Origin of the sequence: Streptomyces sp. NPDC001828 (genome assembly GCF_042892175.1) — a bacterium.
Lineage (GTDB): Bacteria > Actinomycetota > Actinomycetes > Streptomycetales > Streptomycetaceae > Streptomyces.
The window spans coordinates 64,709-80,632 of sequence record NZ_JBIATV010000012.1 but is presented as its reverse complement, the minus strand read 5'-3'; the positions used below and the strand labels follow the sequence as shown (position 1 = coordinate 80,632).

The following is a 15,924-nucleotide window of genomic DNA, read 5'->3' as shown; positions in this document are numbered from 1 at the left end:
GGCTCAGGCGGTCGCGTTGCGCGCCCGGTTGCGAGCGGCGCGGCGCTTCATCGCGCGGCGCTCGTCCTCGCTGAGGCCACCCCAGACGCCGGAGTCCTGGCCGGACTCGAGCGCCCACTGCAGGCACTGCTCCATGACGGGGCAGCGGCGGCAGACGGCCTTGGCTTCCTCGATCTGCAGCAGCGCAGGACCGGTGTTGCCGATGGGGAAGAACAGCTCGGGGTCTTCCTCACGACAAACGGCGTTGTGACGCCAGTCCATGGCTGCTACCTCTCTTGGTGTTACGTGCAGGGGGGTGCTTGTGAATGTGAACGCTTTCACGAATCCCTCAACAAGGGAAGGGCCATCTTCCAGTTGGACTGGTGGTGGTCCTTGATTGAGGAGGGGTTCTGGCTTTCAGTGGAGGCCGGTGTTGCGGGCCGTCCCGATCGCCATGTAGAGATTCGCAAACCTCGGCGGCGGATACAACCCCTTCAGGAAAGTTTTTTTGGATTCCTCGGTGTCGACTGGGTCACAGTCGTACTTCCATGGGGTGGATGCCAGCCTAAACGTTCGAGTGAAAGGACTTTAGGCCCTTCCACTCACACAATCACACGCAGTGCACGGCGTACGCCTGTGAACGCCACGCTCGTACGCAGACCCAGGTGGTCGCCGTCCATCTGGAAGGGGAGCGGGGCCTTGGAATGCAAGGTGAAGTCCGTCAGGTCGTGCAGTGATACGGCGTGCTTGCCGTGCGGACCCCGGTCGGGGGTCGAAGTGAGCAGCTGGGTCGCGTAACGGGTCGCCGACGGCGTGGTCATCTTCGTCAGGGCGAGGACGTCGAGGGCCGCCTCGAAGGAGGCCTCGGGGGACGCGTACAGCGGACGATTGCCCAGGTAGGTATAGGGGGAGGTGTTGCAGACTATCGAGAGCACCAGATCCTCGACGGGGTCGGCGCCCGGCCGCTCCAGCGTGATCTGGCCGTGTCTGCGGTGGGGCTCGCCGAAGAACTGGCGCGCCACCTGGCGCAAATAGAGCGCGTGCGTGGAGCGCTTTCCGCGCTCCCGCTGCTGTTCGACCCGGCCGACCACACCCGCGTCGAATCCGAACCCGGCACAGAAAGTGAACCAGCGTTCCGGCACGCCCTCGTCGACGCTGCCCGGCACCCCGGAGGCGAGACCCAGGCTCACCGTCCGGCTCCGGTTCTCGCGCAGCGCGTCGAGAATGACACCGGTCGACTCCACAGCGTCATTGGGCAGTCCGAGGGCCCGCGCGAACACATTCGTCGAACCGCCGGGAACCACGGCGAATTCGGGGAGTTCGGGGCTCGGCCCGTTGTGCAGCAGACCGTTCACGACCTCGTTGACCGTGCCGTCGCCGCCGAGCGCCACCACGAGATCGATGTCACTGCTCTCGGCGGCCCGCCGGCCGAGATCCTTCGCGTGACCGCGGTACTCGGTGGTGACCGCCTCCAGCTTCATCTCGCTGGCCAGCGCGTGGATGAGGACGTCACGCGTGCGCGCACTGGTGGTGGTAGCCGCCGGATTGACCACGAGAAGTGCACGCATGGGCGCCAGACTACCTACCGGGGGGTACCGAGGCGCACCTGGGCCGGACCGCCCAGCCCGGGGCGGGCCCCCGCGCCCGGGCTACCCTGGCCGGGTGAGTACTGAGCAGACCCCCGAAGCCCCCGCCGAACCGCGCCCCGGCCGGCTGACCGCCGCGGCGGCGCTGTCCGCGCTGGAAGGCCTCGCCCTGGTCGCCGGTGGCCTCTTCATGCTCGTGATGGGCCTGACCGGCAAGCCCGACAAGCCCACCCAGGCCGAAATGGGCGGCCTGACCCTGGTGGTCCTCGGCCTGATCCCGCTGATCGCCGCCCGCGGACTGCTGCGCCGCCGCAGCTGGAGCCGGGGCCCCGCGATGATCACCCAGATCATGGCGCTGCCGGTGGCCTGGATGTTCCTCAACTCCGACGGCGCCCCCTGGATCCCGGCCGGCATCGCGCTCGCCGCGGTCGCCATCACCGGTCTCGTGCTCCTGGTGAACCCCGCCACCACTGAGGCGCTGGGCATCCGCGGGCCGATGCGGGACGCGTAACCGGGGAAGGGTCCCAGGACGCGCCCCGGACCCCGGCTACTCCTCCACGAGGAGCTTCTCCCGCAGCTGCGCCAGCGTGCGGGCGAGCAGCCGCGAGACGTGCATCTGCGAGATGCCGACCTCCTGCGCGATCTGCGACTGGGTCATGTTCCCGAAGAACCGGAGCAACAGGATCCGCTTCTCCCGTGGCGGCAGGTCCTCGAGCAGCGGCTTGAGGGACTCGCGGTACTCGACGCCTTCGAGCGCCTCGTCCTCGGAGCCCAGGGTGTCCGCGACCGCCGGCGACTCGTCGTCCGTGTCCGGCACGTCCAGGGACAGCGTGGAATAGGCGTTGGCCGACTCCAGGCCCTCCAGGACCTCTTCCTCCGAGATGCCGAGCCGCTCCGCCAGTTCGTGCACCGTCGGCGAGCGGCCGTGCTGCTGGGACAGCTCCGCCGTCGCCGTGGTGAGCGCGAGGCGCAGCTCCTGGAGCCGGCGCGGCACCCGCACCGCCCAGCCCTTGTCGCGGAAGTGCCGCTTGATCTCGCCGACCACGGTGGGCGTCGCGTACGTCGAGAACTCCACGCCCCGCTCGGGGTCGAACCGGTCCACCGACTTGATCAGGCCGATCGTGGCGACCTGGGTCAGGTCGTCGAGGGGCTCGCCACGGTTGCGGAAGCGCCGGGCCAGGTGCTCGACCAGCGGCAGGTGCATCCGTACCAGCTGATTGCGCAGCTCGGCCTTCTCGGACGAGCCGTCGGGCAGCTTGCGCAGCTCGATGAACATCGCCCGCGCCCCGCTGCGATCGTGTGGATCGTGATGCCTGTGCTCGATGTGCTCGCTCATAAGGGCCGCCCGCTCTGCCTGCTCCGCCGCGTACAAAACGCCATCTGGGCCATCCACAGGGCTGTCCACCGGGTGCGGCCGGGCCTGCTGCTCCGGGATGCCCACCGGGCGTACCGCTTCCGGAGTGCGCTCGTCGTCCCGCACCGGACCCTCCCCGCTCACGCCGGTCCGGGTCCCGCGCCGCGCTGTTTGTACAGGCTGATGGAGACCGTACGGTCCTCGGCCACGGTGGATTCCACCTTTCCGGCCAGGGCGGAGAGCACCGTCCACGCGAAGGTGTCGCGCTCCGGGGCCCGCCCGTCGGTGGTCGGCGCCGAGACGGTGACCTCCAGCGAGTCGTCCACGAGGCGGAAGACGCAGCTCAGTACGGAACCTGGAACGGCCTGCTGGAGCAGGATCGCGCAGGCCTCGTCGACCGCGATGCGCAGGTCCTCGATCTCGTCGAGGGTGAAGTCCAAACGTGCCGCGAGTCCGGCCGTGGCCGTACGCAGCACCGACAGGTAGGCACCCGCGGCCGGCAGCCGGACTTCCACGAAGTCCTGATTCCCGGGCTCGCCTGCGATCTGGGACACCCTCACCTCCAAGGTGGCACAAGCTCTATCGAGGCCCGAGGAGGGGGGAGGTCCCGGGGCCGTGGGTACGGGGTCCGTACCTGGACTGGCGACGCTATCGCGATCCATGGTGCCCTGTCGCCGGAAGCTCTCCCGGCGGCTGTCACTCATGGTAAGCCTATGAGTACGGACAGTGGCTAGAGGTTTGCAGTGCCCAATTGCTGTGAAGCGGGACCGGGTTGACGTACCCAGGTGCCGAGGGCTTCGAACCTTCCCGTGCGTCCCGTACGCATCGGACGTGGAGTGCGGGAGGTCACTCTCACACCAGCAGGCCGTCCACGAAACACCAGCGCCAGCTCTCGCCGGGCTCGAAGGTCCGCATCACCGCGTGGCCGGTCTCCTTGAAGTGGCCCGTGGCGTGCTGGTGCGGCGAGGAGTCGCAGCAGCCCACGTGACCGCAGACCAGACACAGACGCAGTTGTACGGGGTGCGTACCGTCCTTGAGACACTCCGGACAGGTGTCGTTCAGCGGGGCCGGCTCGGGGCGCGGCAGTTCTGCAACGTGCGGGCACTCGCTCATGATGGCCAGGTTACGACGGAGCGCGGGGCGCTGGTGGACGGGGACGGGCGGATCTGATGGACGCATTGCCGCTGGTGGCGCTGATCGCGGCGAGTGCCGCGGTCGCGGGGGCCGCCCGCAGGACGCCGGTGCCCGCGCCGCTGCTCCTGGTGGCGGTCGGCCTGATCGGGGCGTACGTGCCCGGGGTGCCCGCCTACACCCTCGACCCGCACATCGTGCTGCCCCTCGTGCTGCCGCCGCTGCTGCACACGGCCGCCCTGGAGAGCTCCTACCTCGACCTGCGGGCCAACCTGCGCCCGGTGGCGCTGCTTTCGGTCGGGTACACGCTGTTCGCGACGGTGGCCGTGGGCTACCTCGCCTACCTCCTGGTGCCCGACCTGCCGCTGACGGCGGCTCTCGTGCTCGGCGCGGTGATCGCGCCGCCGGACGCGGTCGCCGCCACCGCCATCGCGCGCCGGCTGCGGCTGCCCAGCCGCATCACCACGATCCTGCAGGGCGAGTCGCTCGTGAACGACGCGACCGCGATCACCGCGTACAAGGTGGCGCTCGCGGCCGCCGTCGGGGCGGGGGCCACCTGGGCCGGCGGGGTCGAGGAGTTCGCGCTCGCCTCGATCGGCGGGGTCGGGGTGGGGCTCGTCCTGATGCTGCCGATCCACTGGCTGCGCCGCCACCTCCACGAGGCGCTGCTGCAGAACACGTTGTCGCTGCTCATCCCGTTCGTCGCGTACGCGGCGGCGGAGCAGGTCGGGGCGTCCGGGGTGCTGGCCGTGGTGGTCGTGGCCCTCTACCTCGGCCACCGCTCCTGGCAGGTGGACTTCGCGACCCGGCTCCAGGAGGAGGCGGTCTGGAAGGTGGTCGCCTTCCTCCTCGAATCGGCGGTGTTCGCGCTGATCGGACTGCAAATGCCGGTGGTTCTCAAGGGACTTGGGGAGTACGGGGTCGGCGAGGCGGTCGGGTACGCGCTGGGGGTGTTCGTGCTGGTGGTGGCGGCCCGCTTCGTCTGGGTCTTCCCGGCGACGTTCCTGCCGCGCGTGCTGTCCGAGCGGATCCGCCGGCGCGAGCCGGACACCGACTGGACGGCGCCGGTGATCGTGGGGTGGGCCGGGATGCGCGGGGTGGTCTCGCTGGCCATCGCCTTCTCGATCCCGCTGACGACGGCGGACGGTTCGGCCTTCCCGGCGCGCAACCTGGTCCTGTTCCTGACCTTCACCACGGTCATCGGCACGCTGGTCGTGCAGGGGCTGACCCTGCCGCCGCTGATCCGGCTGCTCAAGCTGCCCGGGCGGGACACACAGGCCGAGACGCTGGCCGAGGCGCAGGCCCAGAGCGAGGCGTCCCAGGCGGCCGAGGCGCGTCTCGACGAGCTGCTCGCCGACCCCCGCAGCACGCTGCCGCCACCGCTCGCGGACCGGCTGCGGACGGTCCTGGAGCGGCGCCGGAACGCGGTGTGGGAGCGGCTCGGGGCGGTCAACGAGGTGACGGGGGAGTCGGCGGACGCGACGTACCGGCGGCTGTCGCGGGAGATGATCGAGGCGGAGCGGAAGGTGTTCGTGTCCCTGCGGGATGCTCGCCGTATTGACGACGAGATGATGCGGACGTTGCTGCGCAGGCTGGATCTGGAGGAAGCGGCGGCCTACCGCGACACGGAACCGTAGCCCCCTCCCCCTGGGGCTCCGCCCCAGACCCCCTGCGGGGGCTCCGCCCCCACACCCCCGTTCGCGCCTGAACGGCGCTCGTCCTCAAACGCCGGACGGGCTGAAATGCTCCGGTGCTGGCCCGCACCAGGCATTTAGGGGCGCGGGGAACTGCGCGACCAGCCACGCACGGTCCGCAGACGAAAGCAGCGGGGTGGGGCCATCAAGCGGGGTCGGGGGCGGAGCCCCGGCGGAGCTTACGGGCGCCCCGTGATGACCGCCGTCACGGTCGTGCCTGGCGCGAACGCGCGCTCCTCCGCCAGCGCGCGCAGCGCGAACAGCACCTTCGCCACATACACCCGCTCCACCCCCACCCCGTGCCGGTCCTCGAAGTCCCGCGCGAACGCCTCCAGTTCGGGGGGAACCCGCGCGTACCCGCCGAAGTGGAAGCGGTCCTCCAGGGCCCAGACGCCCCGGGGGCCGCCGAACGCGGAGTGCTGGAGCGCGCGGACCTCCGCGTCGAGGAAGCCGCCCTTCAGGACCGGCACCCCGATCGCCCGCTGGCCGGGGGCGAGGCCGGCGGCCAGGCCCGCCAGGGTGCCGCCGGTTCCGCAGGCCACCCCGGCCACGTCCGTACGGCCCCGCAGCTCCGCGCCCAGCTCCGTACAGCCCCGTACCGCAAGGGAGTTGCTGCCCCCCTCCGGCACGACGTAGGCGCGGGGGGAGAGGAGGGCCAGGAGGTCCGCCAGGACGTCCGGGTCGGACTTGCGGCGGTAGGTCGCGCGGTCGACGAAGTGGAGCCGCATGCCGTCCGCCGCACACCGCGCGAGCGACGCGTTGAGCGGGCGGCCGGCCAGTTCGTCGCCCCGTACGACGCCGATCGTGGGGAGGCCGAGGAGCCGCCCCGCCGCCGCCGTCGCGCGGAGGTGGTTGGAGTAGGCGCCGCCGAAGGTGAGGACGGGGCGGCCGGCGGCGGCCCGCAGGTTCGGCACCAGCTTGCGCCATTTGTTGCCGACCAGATCGGGGTGGATCAGGTCGTCCCGTTTGAGCAGCAGCCGCACCCCGTACCGCGCGAAGCGCTCGTCCGCCACCTCCTCCAGCGGCGAGGGGAGGCGGGGGGCGAGCGCTTCGGGGGTCATGCGCCCATTGTCACTTCAGTCGCTCGTGCACGCGTTCCCGCAGCCAGTCCATCGTGAAGCCGCGCGGGTCAACCTTGCCGACCTGCCACTCCTTGTGGCCGATGACCGAGCGTTCGGTCCAGCCGTAGTGGCGGCACACGGCCGCGGCCGCCTTCTCGACGGCTTCGAGCTGGGCCTCGGGCCAGGGGTCCTTGCCGTCGCCCAGGTTCTCGCACTCGAAGCCGTAGAAGTGGGTGTTCCCGTCGGTGTCGTTGGTCAGCGGCGGCGGGAGCCGCTTCTCGGCGATCACGGCGCGCAGTACGTTGCCGTCGCCCGCGCCGGCGTGGTTGGCGCGGCCGTTGCCGACGAGGTGCACCGTGCCGTCCTTGGCGATCACCCCGTGGCAGAGCGGGCCGGGCAGGGAGTCGTAGCCGTCGTAGCAGAGGCGGACCGTGGCGTCGGTGCCGCGGGTGGCGGTGTGGTGGATGACGACGCCGTTGACCGGGCCCCAGCCGCCGTGGCCGGCCCGGTTGTGGGTGCGCCACTGGCCGACCTCGACGACGCGGAGGCCCTCGGCGCGCAGGGCGGCGAGGAATTGGTCTGCGGACATGGGTGGGGCCATGGCCGCCTCCTTCCAGAGCGGTGCGGAATATCTCGTACCGCTTGTACCCCAACTCCCGCTATGGGGCGATCTGTTCGGTTTGCCGTGCGAGTGGATCCGGACAGCGCGGCCCGGTCGGCCCGGTCGTCTCAGTCCTGGGCCAGCCACAGATCCGGGCCGAACACCTCGTAGTGGACGTCGGCCGCCCGGACGCCCTTGGCGAGGAGCTGGGTGCGGACCGCGCGCATGAACGGGAGCGGGCCGCAGAGGTAGGCGCGGGTGCCGGAAGCGACCGGAACGTGCGTGAGATCGACCAGGCCCGTGCGCTCGGCCGGGTGGCCGGCCTCGGGCGTCTCGTACCAGAAGTGCGCTGCCGCGTCCGGGAGTTCGGCGGTGAGGGCCGTGTGGGCCTCACGCAGCGCGTGCTCGCCGGGGGAGCGGTCGGCGTGCACCACGGTCACCGGGGCGCGGTGCCCGGCGGCCGCCAGCTGCCCCAGCATCGACACCATCGGCGTGCAGCCGATCCCGGCCGACGCGAGCAGCAGCGGGGCCTCGCCCGTGTCGAGGACGAGATCGCCGTACGGCGCCGAGACGCGCAGCCGGTCCCCTTCGCGCAGGTGGGTGTGCAGGTGGCCGGAAACCTCGCCGTCGGGTTCGCCCTGGACGCGCTTGACGGTGATCGAGCGGAGCTCGCCGCCGGGCGCCGAGCTCAGGCTGTACTGGCGTATCTGGCGTGCTCCGTCGGGCAGTTGGACCTGGACGGAGACGTACTGGCCGGCCCGGAAGGCGGGGGCGGGGGCGCCGTCGGCGGGGCGCAGCCGGAAGGTGGCGCAGGTGGCGGTCTCCTCGGTGCGGCCCGCCACCGTCCACTCCCGCCAGACGTCCCCGGCGAGCACGCCGCGTTCCGCGTAGAGCCGGGCCTCGATGGCGATCAGCGCGTTCGCCATCAGCCAGTACACCTCGTCCCATGCCTCGGCGACCTCGGCGGTGACCCCGTCGCCGAGCACCTCGGCGATCGCGGCGAACAGGTGCCGGTGGACGGTCTCGTACTGGCCGGCGGTGACGCCGAGCGAGGCGTGCTTGTGGGCGATGCGGTTCAGCATCACGTCGGGGCGGTCGTCGGGGTGGTCGACCAGATGCGTCGCGAACGCCGCTATGGAGCCGGCGAGCGCCTGCTTCTGGAGGCCGGCCGCCTGGTTGCCGCGGTTGAACAGGTCGCGCAGGAGGTCGGGACGAGCCGCGAAGAGGCGCTCGTAGAACCGCTCGGTGATGGTGCCGATGGCCGCCCCGACGGCGGGCAGGGTGGCGCGTACGGTCGCGGTCGACTTCTCGGACAGCATCGAGTGGCTCCTCTGGGTCGATATCTCTGGTCGTGGTGCGGCTGCGGTTGTTGAATTGGAATGATGGATGCTTATTTAAAGTCAAAGGGAAGGCTGACGCGGCCGTGTATGTGACGGAGTGTCAGCGGCTGGTGATGCCGAGCAGGAGGGGGCCGGTCGGCGCGGTCACCAGGTCGTCCACGGTGAGCTCGTCGAGGGAGTCGTAGAACGCCTCCTGCGCGCGGCGCAGGGCCCGGCGCAGACGGCAGGCCGCGGCCAGCGGGCAGGGCGTGGCCCCTTCGCACTCCACGACGTCGCCCGGTCCTTCGAGCTCGCGCACCAGGCTTCCCACGGAGGCGAGATGGCCCGCCGCGGTGACCGCGAGCCCGCCGCCCCGGCCGCGCCGCGCCTCGACGAGGCCCAGGTGCTGGAGCCGTGCGACGACCTTCGCGGTGTGCGTGTACGGGATGCGCATCGCGTCCGCCACCTCCCGCGTGGTGGGCGGGGCCTGGTCGGCCGCGTTCTCGATGACCGCGAGGCGCATCAGCACCCGCAGGGCCAGGTCGGTGAATCGGGTGAGCCGCATGGCGGCAGCGTAGATAATGTGCATCAAGGGTGCAAATTAAGAATCCGGTCGCGGGCCGGTTGTCGGCCCGTCGGTGCGCGGCCGGAAACGAGGGGGCGCGCGGGGACTGTTCGAGCGCTTCGTGGCGGCTGCCCGGCCAGCTGGTGTTCTAATCCCACTCATTTGAGTAATGGCGCGGGGACTCTCCGTGCTGGAAGTGTTCTCAGCGCAGTCAGCTTGAAGATCGTGAGAGCGCTCAGAAGGAGTCACATGTCGGTCGAGGCAGGTCCCGAGAACCGCACCCAGCAGAGTCTCGGCACAGCCGCCGCGCGGAACTTGGCGACCACCACCAAGTCCGCCCCGCAGATGCAGGAGATCACCTCCCGGTGGCTGCTGCGGATGCTGCCCTGGGTGCAGGTGCAGGGCGGTACGTACCGGGTCAACCGACGCCTCAGCTACTCGGTGGGGGACGGCAGGATCACCTTCGTCCAGACCGGTGAGCGGGTCGCCGTCATCCCCGCCGAGCTGGGCGAACTGCCCGCGCTGCGGGACTACGAGGACGAGGCGGCGCTCGGCGAGCTCGCCAACCGATGCGAACAGCGCGAATACGCGGCCGGCGAGGTCATCGCCACCGCGGGCGACGTGACCGACCGGGTGTTCCTGCTCGCGCACGGCCGCGTCGAGAAGATCGGCACCGGCCAGTACGGCGACGAGACGGAGCTCGGGTTCCTCGCGGACGGGGCGCACTTCGGCGAGCAGGCGCTCGTCTCCGGCGACGCGGTCTGGGAGTGCACCTTCCGCGCCACCACCGGGTGCACGGTGCTGACCCTGAGCCGGGCCGACGTGCTCAACCTCGCCGAGCGCTCCGAGTCGCTGCACGACCACCTCGCGGCGGTCTCGCTGCTGCCCGAGCAGCGCACCAACAACTACGGTGAGGCCGCGATCGACCTCTCCGCCGGCCACGTCGGCGAAGCGATCATCCCGCACACCTACGTCGACTACGAGGGCTCGCCCCGCGAGTACGAACTCTCGGTCGCGCAGACCGTCCTGAAGGTCCACAGCCGCGTCGCCGACCTCTACAACCAGCCGATGAACCAGACCGAGCAGCAGTTGCGGCTCACGGTCGAGGCGCTGCGCGAGCGCCAGGAGCACGAGCTCGTCAACAACCGGGAGTTCGGCCTCCTGACCAACTGCGACTACGAGCAGCGGCTCCAGCCGCACGACGGCGTGCCGAGCCCCGACGACATGGACGAGCTGCTCTCGCGGCGGCGCGGCTCCAAGCTCTTCCTCGCCCACCCGCGCGCCATCGCCGCGTTCGGGCGCGAGTGCAACAAGCGCGGTCTGGTGCCCGAGTCGGTGGAGGTCGCCGGACACCACGTGCCCGCCTGGCGCGGGGTGCCGATCTTCCCGTGCAACAAGATCCCGGTCAGCGACGCCCGGACGACCTCGATCATCTGCATGCGTACCGGCGAGGCCGAGCAGGGTGTGATCGGGCTCCAGCAGTCCGGCATCCCGGACGAGATCGAGCCGAGCCTGTCGGTCCGCTTCATGGGGATCGACGAGCAGGCGATCATCTCGTACCTGGTCACGGCCTACTACTCGGCCGCGATCCTGGTACCCGACGCGCTCGGCGTCCTGGAGAACGTCGAGGTCAGCCGCTGGCGGTGAGCTTCCGGTCCGGGCGCGCCCCTTCCGGCGCGTCCGGAGCCGCCGTCAACTCTCAGGAAAGGCACCCTAGTTGGCCATGCCGGAAGCCATGGAGGGCCGCGAGGCCGGCGACCTCCTTGAGCGGGCGCGTACCGTCGTCAACCCCCAACTACGCTCCACAGTCGAGTCGTTGCCCGGGTCCATGCGGCGGGTGGCGATGTACCACTTCGGCTGGGAGCACGCGGACGGGACCCCGGCCGGCGGACAGTCGGGCAAGGCGATCCGCCCCGCCCTCGTCCTCGCCGCCAGCACGGCGCTCGGGGGCCGGCCGGAGGCCGCGGTGCGGGCGGCCTCGGCCGTCGAACTCGTCCACAACTTCACGCTGTTGCACGACGACGTCATCGACGAGGACGCCACGCGGCGGCACCGGCCGACCGCCTGGACCGTCTTCGGCACCCCGGACGCCATCATCGTCGGCGACGCGCTGTTCGCCCTCGCCCTGCGGCTGATCGCCGAGGACGGCCACCGGGCGTCGGGCGCGGCCTCCGCCCGGCTCGCTGCCTGTGTCATCGAGCTCTGCGCGGGCCAGCAGGCCGACTGTGCCTTCGAGCGGCGCGGCCCCGAGGACGTCTCGCTCGACGAGTGCCTCGCCATGGCGATGGCGAAGACCGGCGCCCTGCTGGGCTGCGCCTGCGCGCTCGGCGCGCTGTACGCGGGCGCGGGGCCGGAGGAGGTGGCCGCGATGGACGCGTTCGGCCGGGAGGCCGGGCTCGCCTTCCAGCTCATCGACGACCTCATCGGGATCTGGGGCGACCCGGGACGCACCGGCAAACCCGCCGGCGCCGATCTCGCCGCGCACAAGAAGTCGCTGCCCGTCGTCGCCGCCCTCAACTCGGGCACCCCGGCGGCGACCGAGCTGGCCGAGCTGTACCGGGGCCCGATGGGGGCCGACGCGGTCCGCAGGGCGGCGGACGCGGTGGAGCGTGCGGGCGGCCGCGACTGGGCCCAGATGCACGCGGCGGACCGGATGGCCCGTGCCGTCGACCACCTCTCGCGGGCCGTGCCCGACCTCGCAGCGGCGGGCGAACTGCTCGCCCTGGCCGAGTTCGTGACCCGCCGGAACCGCTGAGCCGTACCCGCCGAGGTGTGGGTACGCCGCGTGGCTGGTCGTGCCTGCCCGCAGAGGCGCAGGGCGGGCGAGTGCGGCTGGTCGTGCCTGCCCGCCGAGGGGCCGGGCGGCAGCGCCGAACGGACCCCGAAGTGGCCCAGCGAATGGGAGTCCAAGTGGCCCCAGTCCTGGGCCATTCGGCTTGGTTGGATGGGCACATGACCTCCCGCCTCCTGCCGCCCGCCGGCCCCGCTCGCGGACTCGCCGCCGCCCAGCTCGTCAACTCCCTTGGCGACGGGGCCTTCCTGGTCACCTCGGCGCTGTACTTCAGCCGCGTCGTCGGCCTGCCGGCCACCCGCATCGGCCTCGGCCTGACCCTCGCCTGGGCGGTCGGCGCGCTGGCGGGGGTCCCGCTCGGACAGCTCGCCGACCGGCGCGGCCCGCGCACCGTGGCCGTCCTGCTCGCCGCGGCCACGGGCGCCTCCGTCGCGTCCTTCCTGTTCGTCCGCGGCTTCCTCCCCTTCGTCCTCGCCGCCTGCTGCTACGCGACCGCGCAGACCGGGCTCTCCGCCGCCCGCCAGGCGCTCCTGTCCGCGCTCGTCGACCGCCGGGACCGCACCCACGTCCTCGCGCACCTCCAGTCCACGCTGAACGCCGGGCTCGCCGTCGGCGCGGCGTTCGGCGGGGTCGCCCTGCACTACGGCACCCGCACCGCCTACCTCGCCGTGTTCGCCCTGGACGCGGCGGCCTTCCTGCTCTGCGCGCTCGCCCTGCTCCGGCTGCCCCAGGTGCCGCCCAGAGCCGTCGCGCCCGGCGCGGGCCCGCGGTTCGCCGTGCTGCGCGACCGCCCCTACGCCGTGATCACCCTCCTCAACACCCTGCTCCTGCTGCGGATGCCGCTCATCAGCCTCGCCGTACCGCTGTGGACCGTCACCCGCACCGACGCCCCGGGCTGGCTGGTGTCCGCGCTGCTCGTGCTCAACACCGGCGCCGTGATGCTCTTCCAGGTCCGTACCGCCTCCGCCGTCCGCGACCTGGCCGGCGCCCGGCGGACCGTGGCGCGCGGCGGGGTCCTGATGCTGGCCTCCTGCGCGGTGTTCGCGCTCAGCGCCGCCGGGGCGTCCGCCTGGGTCTCCGTGGCCGTGCTGCTCGTCGCGGGCGGGCTCCAGGTGGCGGGCGAGATGATGCAGTCCGCGGGCGCCTGGCAGATCGCCTTCGATCTGGCACCGGCCGACCAACAGGGACAGTACCAGGGCTTCTTCGGCATGGGCGTGCCGCTGGCCAGGATGCTCGGACCGCTGCTGCTCACCGCGCTCGTCATCGACTGGGGAGTGCCCGGCTGGCTGCTGCTCGGCGCCCTCTTCCTGGGCGCCGGCCTCGCACTCGGGCCGGCGGTCCGTCGGGCCGAGCGGTCCCGCTCCGTACCGGTGGTGAATTCGCCCTTGGCCGCGTCGAGTTGAGGGGCGCCGATCGTTCGACATCGGGGCGGTCGTGCCGAAGCGCGCAAGGAAGCGGTAACACCCATTTCGGTCACCCCCTGTGACGAACGGCAGGGTGCGCCGCTAATCTCCGCCCATGACACCACAGTCATGGGCGGGTTGGTATCGAGACCGCCTAGGATCAGAAGCGCTGACGATCACCACTGACGGGACGCAACTGCGGACCCGGATCAGGGGGGTCGACTTCGCCGGAGCGAACTTCGACTCGCTCGGCCCGGTACCGGGGATACCGACGGAGAGCGGCTCGTTCGCGCTCGACGGCGGGAACCTCCGTGACTTCGTACTCGAATGGGACATGCCCGTGCCCATCGCCTCGGACGACGGCGCCGTCCAGGAGGCCACCCTCAGCTGCCTGCTCTCCCTGAAACCGCCGGAGCCCGATCTCGGGGTCGCCCTGCACTTCGGGGGAGCGGTGTACGCCAGCGGGCGGGCCGAACTCGACTTCGGCTCGGTGCTGGCCGACATCCGGCGCCAACTCCCCTCCGGCTCAAGCCTCCAGCCGTCCGCCCTGGACGCCATCTAGCTCCCTGCTCGCTCGTCCACCCCGCGGCCGTCGCGCATCGGGGAGTCCGTCCGACTCCCCGGTGCACGGCGGCCGCTCTGCGTCGCGAGAGGGCCCGTCGGCCGTCAGTACGTCTGGAGCTCGACCAGGTTCCCGGCCGGGTCCAGGACGTGTGCGGCCCGCATCCCCGGCCCCCACTCCGGCAGGTCCCGCGCGGGCGCGGCCACCGTGCCGCCCGCCTTCGCGCACAGGGAGACCGCGGCGTCGAGGGCGTCGCGGGTGGCCACGTGGATCACCAGGGACGCGCCCCCGCTCGGCACCCGGTCCTCACCGAGCGCGGCGACCATCGCGGACCGGGCGAACAGCGCGAGCGCGGTCCGGCCGTCAGATGTGTCCCAACTGGCGTATCCCGAAGAGGAGTTGCCGCGCGCGAGGGTGCAGCCGGTGAGGTCCGGCAGCACGGCGTCGTAGAAGCGGAACGCCGGTTCGTAGCGGTCGACGAGAAGCCGGGGGTACGGAGGCTCCAGAGGTTCCATGCCGTCGAATCTAACCCGGAAGGCCCTCGAACCTGACCCGGAAGATGACCTTCCGCCGGGGGGGCCGTTCCCGTGCCGCGCCTCAGGTCCGCGATGCGTACCGCTCGGCGATCAGCAGGGCGCAGGCCATGGACTCCGTACCCGCCGAGTCCACCTCGACGTCGTACCGCATCCCCCGGTGTACGGACTCGGCCTGGGCGCGGGCCATGCCGGGGATCCGGTCGCCACGGGCCGTCTCGCGGCCCGCGGCCGTGTCGGGGTCGCAGCGCACCCCGACCCAGAGGACGTCGAGCCCGTCGAGGGCGTGCTGCCAGCGCTTCTGGCCGTCGGCGCCGTCAAGGAACACCTCGTCGAGCACCACCTGGGCGCCGGCCCGCACCATCGCGGCCACTCCGCGCGCCCAGGCGTCCGAGAGCCGCCGGTACTCCGGTCCCACGGTCACCGTCCCGTCCGCCCCGAGTTCGAGGCCGCCCTCGCCGCCCCGGAGGGAGGCGGGCATGGCCGCGTCCAACGAGTCGACCCCGAAGGCGAGCCAGGCCCCGGGCAGCACGGCCTGGAGGCACCGGACGATGCCGGACTTGCCGGAGCTGGACCCGCCGTTGAGCACGATCACCTGACACCGGGGCGTACGCGTCTGATCCGTCACGCGCGCCACGGTAGGCGCCGGCTCTTGCCCGGCCAACCGAATTCCGCGCGGGATAACCTGCCCCGATGAAGCGCGTTCTCGTGGTCGGCAGTACCGGAGCCGGGAAGTCCACCCTGGCGCGCGCACTGGGCGAGCGGCTCGGGGTGCCGTACCACGAGCTGGACGCCCTGCACTTCGCGGGCCCGGGCTGGGCGGAGGATCCGGACTTCGCCGCCCGGGTGGCCGAGATCGCGGCCACGCCCGCGTGGGTCCTCGATTCGTACGGTTCGCCCGACGTCCGGCCCCTGCTGTGGCGGCGTGCCGACACCGTGGTCTGGCTGGACTACCCCAGGCGCGTCGTCATGCCCCGCGTGCTGCGCCGCTCGCTGCGCAGGACCGTGCTGCGCGAGCGGATCTTCAACGGCAACCGCGAGACCCTGACGGAGTGGTTCCGCCGCGACCACCCGGCCCGCTGGGCCTGGTCCCAGTACGCCCCGCGCCGGGCGGCGCTCACCGCCCTCACCGCCGACCCCGCGCACGCCCCGCTGCGCACCCTGCGCTTCACGGCGCCGCGCGAGGCCCGGAGGTGGCTGCGGACGCTCGAAAACCGCTAGGCGTGCCGCCGCGTGTCGCCTACGATGCCGATCAAGGCGGGGTCGTAGCACAGAGGTAGTGCGCCTACACAACATGGAGGAGGACGCCGGTTCGAATCCGGCCGCCCCGCCCCTTCACACAGCG

The 15,924-nt window shown here is 71.8% G+C and carries 18 protein-coding genes and 1 tRNA gene; 8 read left to right on the top strand and 11 right to left on the bottom strand.

From position 1 onward, the window contains the following. Nucleotides 1-3: 3 nt before the first annotated feature. Nucleotides 4-261: a WhiB family transcriptional regulator gene (locus ACFYZA_RS29175; RefSeq protein ID WP_004937597.1), complete on the bottom strand. Its 258-nt coding sequence runs from the start codon at nt 259-261 to the stop codon at nt 4-6. A 320-nt stretch (nt 262-581) separates the two neighbouring features. Next, nucleotides 582-1,547 (bottom strand): diacylglycerol/lipid kinase family protein, encoded by a 966-nt coding sequence (locus tag ACFYZA_RS29170; RefSeq protein WP_382594147.1) that lies wholly within the window; start codon nt 1,545-1,547, stop codon nt 582-584. Between the two features lie 94 nt (nt 1,548-1,641). Here ACFYZA_RS29170 and ACFYZA_RS29165 point away from each other — a divergent pair, with 94 nt between their 5' ends. Further along, nucleotides 1,642-2,076 (top strand): hypothetical protein, encoded by a 435-nt coding sequence (locus ACFYZA_RS29165; RefSeq protein WP_161258178.1) that lies wholly within the window; start codon nt 1,642-1,644, stop codon nt 2,074-2,076. A 36-nt stretch (nt 2,077-2,112) separates the two neighbouring features. On the opposite strand, the gene ACFYZA_RS29160 is transcribed toward ACFYZA_RS29165, so the two are convergent. From ACFYZA_RS29160 to ACFYZA_RS29150, 3 genes are all read right to left on the bottom strand, one after another. Next, nucleotides 2,113-3,045: an RNA polymerase sigma factor SigF gene (locus ACFYZA_RS29160; RefSeq protein WP_382594151.1), complete on the bottom strand. Its 933-nt coding sequence runs from the start codon at nt 3,043-3,045 to the stop codon at nt 2,113-2,115. 14 nt (nt 3,046-3,059) lie between these two features. Beyond that, a complete protein-coding gene (locus ACFYZA_RS29155) occupies nt 3,060-3,473 on the bottom strand; it encodes an anti-sigma regulatory factor (RefSeq protein WP_161258184.1) in 414 nt (137 codons plus the stop codon). A 298-nt stretch (nt 3,474-3,771) separates the two neighbouring features. Further along, a complete protein-coding gene (locus tag ACFYZA_RS29150) occupies nt 3,772-4,032 on the bottom strand; it encodes a UBP-type zinc finger domain-containing protein (RefSeq protein ID WP_100575047.1) in 261 nt (86 codons plus the stop codon). 56 nt (nt 4,033-4,088) lie between these two features. Here ACFYZA_RS29150 and ACFYZA_RS29145 point away from each other — a divergent pair, with 56 nt between their 5' ends. Beyond that, the gene (locus tag ACFYZA_RS29145) at nt 4,089-5,687 is read left to right on the top strand and encodes a Na+/H+ antiporter (RefSeq protein ID WP_382594155.1); all 1,599 of its coding nucleotides are present in this window, start codon (nt 4,089-4,091) and stop codon (nt 5,685-5,687) included. Nucleotides 5,688-5,923: 236 nt separating this feature from the next. On the opposite strand, the gene ACFYZA_RS29140 is transcribed toward ACFYZA_RS29145, so the two are convergent. From ACFYZA_RS29140 to ACFYZA_RS29125, 4 genes are all read right to left on the bottom strand, one after another. Then, entirely contained in the window at nt 5,924-6,805 is an 882-nt protein-coding gene (locus tag ACFYZA_RS29140) for a 1-aminocyclopropane-1-carboxylate deaminase/D-cysteine desulfhydrase (RefSeq protein ID WP_388493596.1), read from the bottom strand. Between the two features lie 10 nt (nt 6,806-6,815). After that, nucleotides 6,816-7,406 (bottom strand): N-acetylmuramoyl-L-alanine amidase, encoded by a 591-nt coding sequence (locus ACFYZA_RS29135; protein ID WP_388493594.1) that lies wholly within the window; start codon nt 7,404-7,406, stop codon nt 6,816-6,818. 128 nt (nt 7,407-7,534) lie between these two features. Next, nucleotides 7,535-8,725 (bottom strand): globin domain-containing protein, encoded by a 1,191-nt coding sequence (locus ACFYZA_RS29130; RefSeq protein ID WP_388493592.1) that lies wholly within the window; start codon nt 8,723-8,725, stop codon nt 7,535-7,537. 121 nt (nt 8,726-8,846) lie between these two features. Further along, nucleotides 8,847-9,290, bottom strand: coding sequence for an RrF2 family transcriptional regulator (locus ACFYZA_RS29125; protein WP_382594167.1), 444 nt, complete (start codon nt 9,288-9,290; stop codon nt 8,847-8,849). Nucleotides 9,291-9,539: 249 nt separating this feature from the next. Between ACFYZA_RS29125 and ACFYZA_RS29120 the strand changes: the two genes are divergently transcribed. The 4 genes from ACFYZA_RS29120 to ACFYZA_RS29105 all read left to right on the top strand — a co-directional run bounded on the left by ACFYZA_RS29120 (nt 9,540) and on the right by ACFYZA_RS29105 (nt 14,046). Next, nucleotides 9,540-10,937, top strand: a complete 1,398-nt coding sequence (locus ACFYZA_RS29120; protein ID WP_382594170.1) for a family 2B encapsulin nanocompartment shell protein — start codon at nt 9,540-9,542, stop codon at nt 10,935-10,937. A gap of 76 nt (nt 10,938-11,013) precedes the next feature. After that, a complete protein-coding gene (locus ACFYZA_RS29115) occupies nt 11,014-12,045 on the top strand; it encodes a family 2 encapsulin nanocompartment cargo protein polyprenyl transferase (RefSeq protein WP_388493589.1) in 1,032 nt (343 codons plus the stop codon). Between the two features lie 197 nt (nt 12,046-12,242). Then, nucleotides 12,243-13,484 (top strand): MFS transporter, encoded by a 1,242-nt coding sequence (locus tag ACFYZA_RS29110; RefSeq protein WP_382594176.1) that lies wholly within the window; start codon nt 12,243-12,245, stop codon nt 13,482-13,484. A 115-nt stretch (nt 13,485-13,599) separates the two neighbouring features. Next, nucleotides 13,600-14,046, top strand: coding sequence for a DUF6304 family protein (locus ACFYZA_RS29105; RefSeq protein WP_382594179.1), 447 nt, complete (start codon nt 13,600-13,602; stop codon nt 14,044-14,046). Between the two features lie 104 nt (nt 14,047-14,150). Here ACFYZA_RS29105 and ACFYZA_RS29100 read toward each other — a convergent pair whose 3' ends face one another. Continuing rightward, nucleotides 14,151-14,561 carry a glyoxalase/bleomycin resistance/extradiol dioxygenase family protein gene (locus ACFYZA_RS29100; RefSeq protein WP_388493587.1) on the bottom strand — a complete coding sequence of 137 codons (411 nt, stop codon included), beginning with the start codon at nt 14,559-14,561 and terminating at the stop codon, nt 14,151-14,153. Between the two features lie 82 nt (nt 14,562-14,643). Further along, nucleotides 14,644-15,174 carry a chloramphenicol phosphotransferase CPT gene (gene cpt, locus ACFYZA_RS29095; protein WP_388493781.1) on the bottom strand — a complete coding sequence of 177 codons (531 nt, stop codon included), beginning with the start codon at nt 15,172-15,174 and terminating at the stop codon, nt 14,644-14,646. Between the two features lie 98 nt (nt 15,175-15,272). Between cpt and ACFYZA_RS29090 the strand changes: the two genes are divergently transcribed. Both ACFYZA_RS29090 and ACFYZA_RS29085 read left to right on the top strand, forming a co-directional pair. Continuing rightward, nucleotides 15,273-15,800, top strand: a complete 528-nt coding sequence (locus ACFYZA_RS29090) for an AAA family ATPase (protein ID WP_382594185.1) — start codon at nt 15,273-15,275, stop codon at nt 15,798-15,800. 36 nt (nt 15,801-15,836) lie between these two features. Continuing rightward, nucleotides 15,837-15,911, top strand: a tRNA-OTHER gene (locus tag ACFYZA_RS29085). Nucleotides 15,912-15,924: the final 13 nt, after the last annotated feature.

Bases quoted from the DNA above. Each gene is read 5' to 3' on its own strand.
- ACFYZA_RS29175 (WP_004937597.1), bottom strand. From the start codon at position 261: ATGGACTGGCGTCACAACGCCGTTTGTCGTGAGGAAGACCCCGAGCTG.
- ACFYZA_RS29170 (WP_382594147.1), bottom strand. From the start codon at position 1,547: ATGCGTGCACTTCTCGTGGTCAATCCGGCGGCTACCACCACCAGTGCG.
- ACFYZA_RS29150 (WP_100575047.1), bottom strand. From the start codon at position 4,032: ATGAGCGAGTGCCCGCACGTTGCAGAACTGCCGCGCCCCGAGCCGGCC.
- ACFYZA_RS29145 (WP_382594155.1), top strand. From the start codon at position 4,089: ATGGACGCATTGCCGCTGGTGGCGCTGATCGCGGCGAGTGCCGCGGTC.
- ACFYZA_RS29140 (WP_388493596.1), bottom strand. From the start codon at position 6,805: ATGACCCCCGAAGCGCTCGCCCCCCGCCTCCCCTCGCCGCTGGAGGAG.
- ACFYZA_RS29135 (WP_388493594.1), bottom strand. From the start codon at position 7,406: ATGGCCCCACCCATGTCCGCAGACCAATTCCTCGCCGCCCTGCGCGCC.
- ACFYZA_RS29130 (WP_388493592.1), bottom strand. From the start codon at position 8,725: ATGCTGTCCGAGAAGTCGACCGCGACCGTACGCGCCACCCTGCCCGCC.
- ACFYZA_RS29125 (WP_382594167.1), bottom strand. From the start codon at position 9,290: ATGCGGCTCACCCGATTCACCGACCTGGCCCTGCGGGTGCTGATGCGC.
- ACFYZA_RS29120 (WP_382594170.1), top strand. From the start codon at position 9,540: ATGTCGGTCGAGGCAGGTCCCGAGAACCGCACCCAGCAGAGTCTCGGC.
- ACFYZA_RS29115 (WP_388493589.1), top strand. From the start codon at position 11,014: ATGCCGGAAGCCATGGAGGGCCGCGAGGCCGGCGACCTCCTTGAGCGG.
- ACFYZA_RS29110 (WP_382594176.1), top strand. From the start codon at position 12,243: ATGACCTCCCGCCTCCTGCCGCCCGCCGGCCCCGCTCGCGGACTCGCC.
- ACFYZA_RS29105 (WP_382594179.1), top strand. From the start codon at position 13,600: ATGACACCACAGTCATGGGCGGGTTGGTATCGAGACCGCCTAGGATCA.
- ACFYZA_RS29100 (WP_388493587.1), bottom strand. From the start codon at position 14,561: ATGGAACCTCTGGAGCCTCCGTACCCCCGGCTTCTCGTCGACCGCTAC.
- ACFYZA_RS29090 (WP_382594185.1), top strand. From the start codon at position 15,273: ATGAAGCGCGTTCTCGTGGTCGGCAGTACCGGAGCCGGGAAGTCCACC.